3 protein-coding genes are annotated in these 3,610 nt (G+C 22.3%); 1 reads left to right on the forward strand and 2 read right to left on the reverse strand.

Going from position 1 to position 3,610, the window contains the following annotated elements; genetic code table 11:
* Positions 1–687 (forward strand): mechanosensitive ion channel family protein (locus tag A9758_RS01145; protein ID WP_069776314.1); only part of this gene is annotated, 687 nt, incomplete at its 5' end.
* Positions 688–697: 10 nt separating this feature from the next.
* Here A9758_RS01145 and A9758_RS01150 read toward each other — a convergent pair.
* Together A9758_RS01150 and A9758_RS01155 are read right to left on the reverse strand one after the other, a co-directional pair.
* Complete coding sequence (locus tag A9758_RS01150) at positions 698–997, reverse strand: putative quinol monooxygenase (RefSeq protein WP_011406568.1); 300 nt, start codon at positions 995–997, stop codon at positions 698–700.
* A 150-nt stretch (positions 998–1,147) separates the two neighbouring features.
* Positions 1,148–3,610 (reverse strand): DUF11 domain-containing protein (locus tag A9758_RS01155; RefSeq protein WP_143740848.1); only part of this gene is annotated, 2,463 nt, incomplete at its 5' end.

The raw sequence follows: 3,610 nt of genomic DNA on the forward strand, positions 1-3,610 counted from the left end.
GTTCCATTAATTATATTAAATATAGTAACAAAGACTGTGTTAAAACTAAGTAAATCCAATTCTTTTGAGGAAACTTCAATATTGTCTTTACTAAAATTAATAAGATACTGTGTATTTATAATAATATTTCTAGCATGTCTTGATGTAATGGGCATAAATATACATTCATTATTTGTAAGTTTAGGTTTAGTAAGTGTAGCAATGAGTCTTGCCGCAAAAGACACATTATCAAATGTTATTTCAGGTTTAATTATATTTATAGAAAAAAAATTCCAAGTTGATGATATGATTGAAATTGATAATCAAAAGGGCCAAGTAGATAAAATTGGATTAAAAGCTGTACAGCTACGTTCAAAAGCTGGTTTAATAATTATTCCAAATATATTATTTTCAACAAAACCCTTTGTAAACTACACTAGAAATGGATATTATATAGAATCATTCACTGTTTTTTTAAAAAATGAATATATTCTTGATGAAAAAATAGAACAAATGACACAAATACTAGAGAAAAGTACATTAATATTAAAAGATCCTAAATATAAAATTTTTGTAAAAAATATGACAGAAGAGGGTGTTGAAGTTTTAGTTAAAGTTGCAGTAGATAATCCATTGGATGATTCATATATTATTTCAGAATTAATGAAAGAATTTAAAAGAAAAATAGAAATTGAAGATAAAAAATAATTTTATCTTTTTATGAATTATCAGATACAAGTTGGGCTAAATAAACCTCTACTTCTAATTCTCCATCAATTAAATCTTTAGTTTCTTGTCCAAATGCTAAAAATTCTTCTGTTTCCATATGTTTTTGTAGAGATTCTTTAGTTTCCCATTTTTCAACAAATAATAATGTATCAGTTTCACTATCTGCATATAAGTTGTAACTTATATTTCCCTCATGATTTCTTGATGCTTTAATTAAAGCTTCAGCTTTTTGGATTATGTTTTCTTTTTTGTTTTCTTTTGGATTGATTGTTGCATTTACTATAATCATTTATGTATCCTCCAAAATATATTCTTAGTATTATATTAATGGGGGAAGTTTATATATTTATTTAAAAAAAATATATGGAATGGAAAAGTTCCATATTTATTGTAATACTATTTTTAATTATATGATTCTTTTCTAAAATATCATTTTTTTTTAGATTATGTTTTTTCCATATTGATTATAGTCAACAGTATATTTGTATGGAATATATACTTCATTTCCAGAGTAACAAACAGTAATATTTTTATTATTGATTATAGGTAATATAAATGTAGTATTGATTTTAGTTGGGGATATATTGTTACTTATAATTTTATTATTTATTTTCAAAATTATATTTCCATTATAAGTGAGTTTATTTGTTTTTTCTCCTTTTAGAATAATATTTTTTGAAGTTCTTGTTTTTATACTAACATAGAGTTTCTGTTTTATTAGTGTTAAAACTGTACTATTTCTATTAGAATAATATCTGCTACTTCCACTATATACTAAATCAAGAGTATATTTTTTCTTTTTAAAAGTATGTGGTATTTGGTAGTTATTTAGGGTTACTGTTGAATTATTTACATTTAAAAAGATAATATTCCCATTCTTATATCTTATTGTTTTATTATTTATCTTTAATATGGCTCTTCCACCATATACTTTATTATTATTTTCATCAAATAATTTTACTGTTATATTAATATATTTTCCAGATTTTACTGTTATTGGAGCTATGTAACTTTTAACTTTGTATTTATTTAATGTTAATATGGTGGTGTTGTATAGATAAATATTGGATGTTTTTTGATGATATTTAATTTCAATATCATAATTTCTTCTTTGAAAAGTATCTTTAATTTTATAATTTAGAAGAGTAATACTATTATTTTCTATTTTAATTTCATGATTTCTAATTGATACTTTATTTATTTTGAAAATAATGGTTGCATTTAACTCTAAATTTAGATTATATATGTTTGCTGTAATATTGATTATATTTCCTGGATATGATAATATCTTCTTTAGACTAATATATGCCCTATAGACAGAGTAGTTGAAGGTTTTATGGGTTGTTGTATTATATGAGTCTGTTATATTGACAATTCCATTATATGTACCATAATTTTTAATAATTATGATATAGCTTATTTTTTTCATTTCACCTGGATTTAGATGATTTATAGTCCATATTCTTTTATTTATAATTTCATTGTTATTTTCTAGTATATATGAAATAGTTATATTATTACCTGTTATTTTTCCAATATTTGTTATGTTTATTTCATATTCCATAATATTTCCAAGAAGCACATTAGTATATTCTGGAATATCTACGATATATTTTGGTTCTAAATATTTAATTATCTTAGTTGTAGTTGTATTTTCATTATTTAGAAAGTTATATATGTTTATGGTGATATTAATGTCTTCTTTGTTTGTACTAATGGAATTTATTATAATACTTGTATTTTCCATTGATTTTAATTTAGGTATGTGCCATGTATTATTTATTATATTATAATCACTACTTGAATTAATAAGTCGTAAATTATATGGTAGTATGTTGTTTACTATAAGATCATACCCTGTTTCATAGCCTATATTTTTAATTTTTATTCTGTATTGAATTGTATCTTTATATGTGTAGTTTTTTGGTGTGTCTAGTATTATTTCATACACTGGTATTTCTATTGTTATATTGTATGTTGTATTTGTGGGACTATAATCATCAAATCCATTGTAATAGAATAGTAGAGTGTTATTTTTGGTTTTATTTAGAATAACATCTGTATTAAAACTACCATTAATAATATCTAATGTTTTAATTGTCATGTTTTCATAGATTATATCAATATTTCCTCTTGTAACTGTTGTATTGTATATTGGATTTAAAATGATTTTTCCATCTATTGTTATGTTCATTGGATTTTTAGGATTTTTTATTGAAGTTATATTTAGTGTTGTATTTCGTAGATTATTTTTGATGTATTTGTTATTATTAACTTCTATAAATCTATTTTCAAATCCAATAAATAGATCTAATACTTTGTTATTATAGAATGTTGAGTATTTTACTGTTGTATTTATATTAGATGATAATATAAGTGCTTTATCATATATTATATTGTTTTTAAAAATATTTTCTATTATATATGTACTTCCATTATTGTAGATTCCTTTTTTTGTAATGTTATTATATGTTATTGTATTATTATGTAAGATGAGTTGTTGGTAGTTTTCAATGATAGTTTCCATGTTATTATGGGATATTAGGTTATGTAGTAGTTGTAGATTATTTTTATTTGTACTTATTGTATTTATTATGTTTTTTTCTATAGTACTATATGATAGAATGGTGTTGTCTGTATTTAACATGTTTTTTTGAGTATTGTTGTATATTTTTGTATTATTTATTGTAAGTGTAGCTTTACTTGTAATTAGATTTTCATAGACTGTGTTGTTTGATAATAAAGTGTTGTTTATTAAGCTTTCATGTTCTGTTTGAATGTATATTATTGAGTCATATGCTGTATTGTTTATAAAATTTGAGTCTATTATCTCTAGTTTTGTGGTGTTTATATTATATATACTACCACCTATTGTTGCTTTGTTGTTTGTGAAGTATGTGTT

This window comes from Methanosphaera sp. A6, assembly GCF_001729395.1.
Taxonomy (GTDB): domain Archaea; phylum Methanobacteriota; class Methanobacteria; order Methanobacteriales; family Methanobacteriaceae; genus Methanosphaera; species Methanosphaera stadtmanae.

Excerpts from the sequence above, each read along its gene's own strand:
- A9758_RS01150 (WP_011406568.1), bottom strand. The coding sequence starts at position 997 with ATGATTATAGTAAATGCAACAATCAATCCAAAAGAAAACAAAAAAGAA.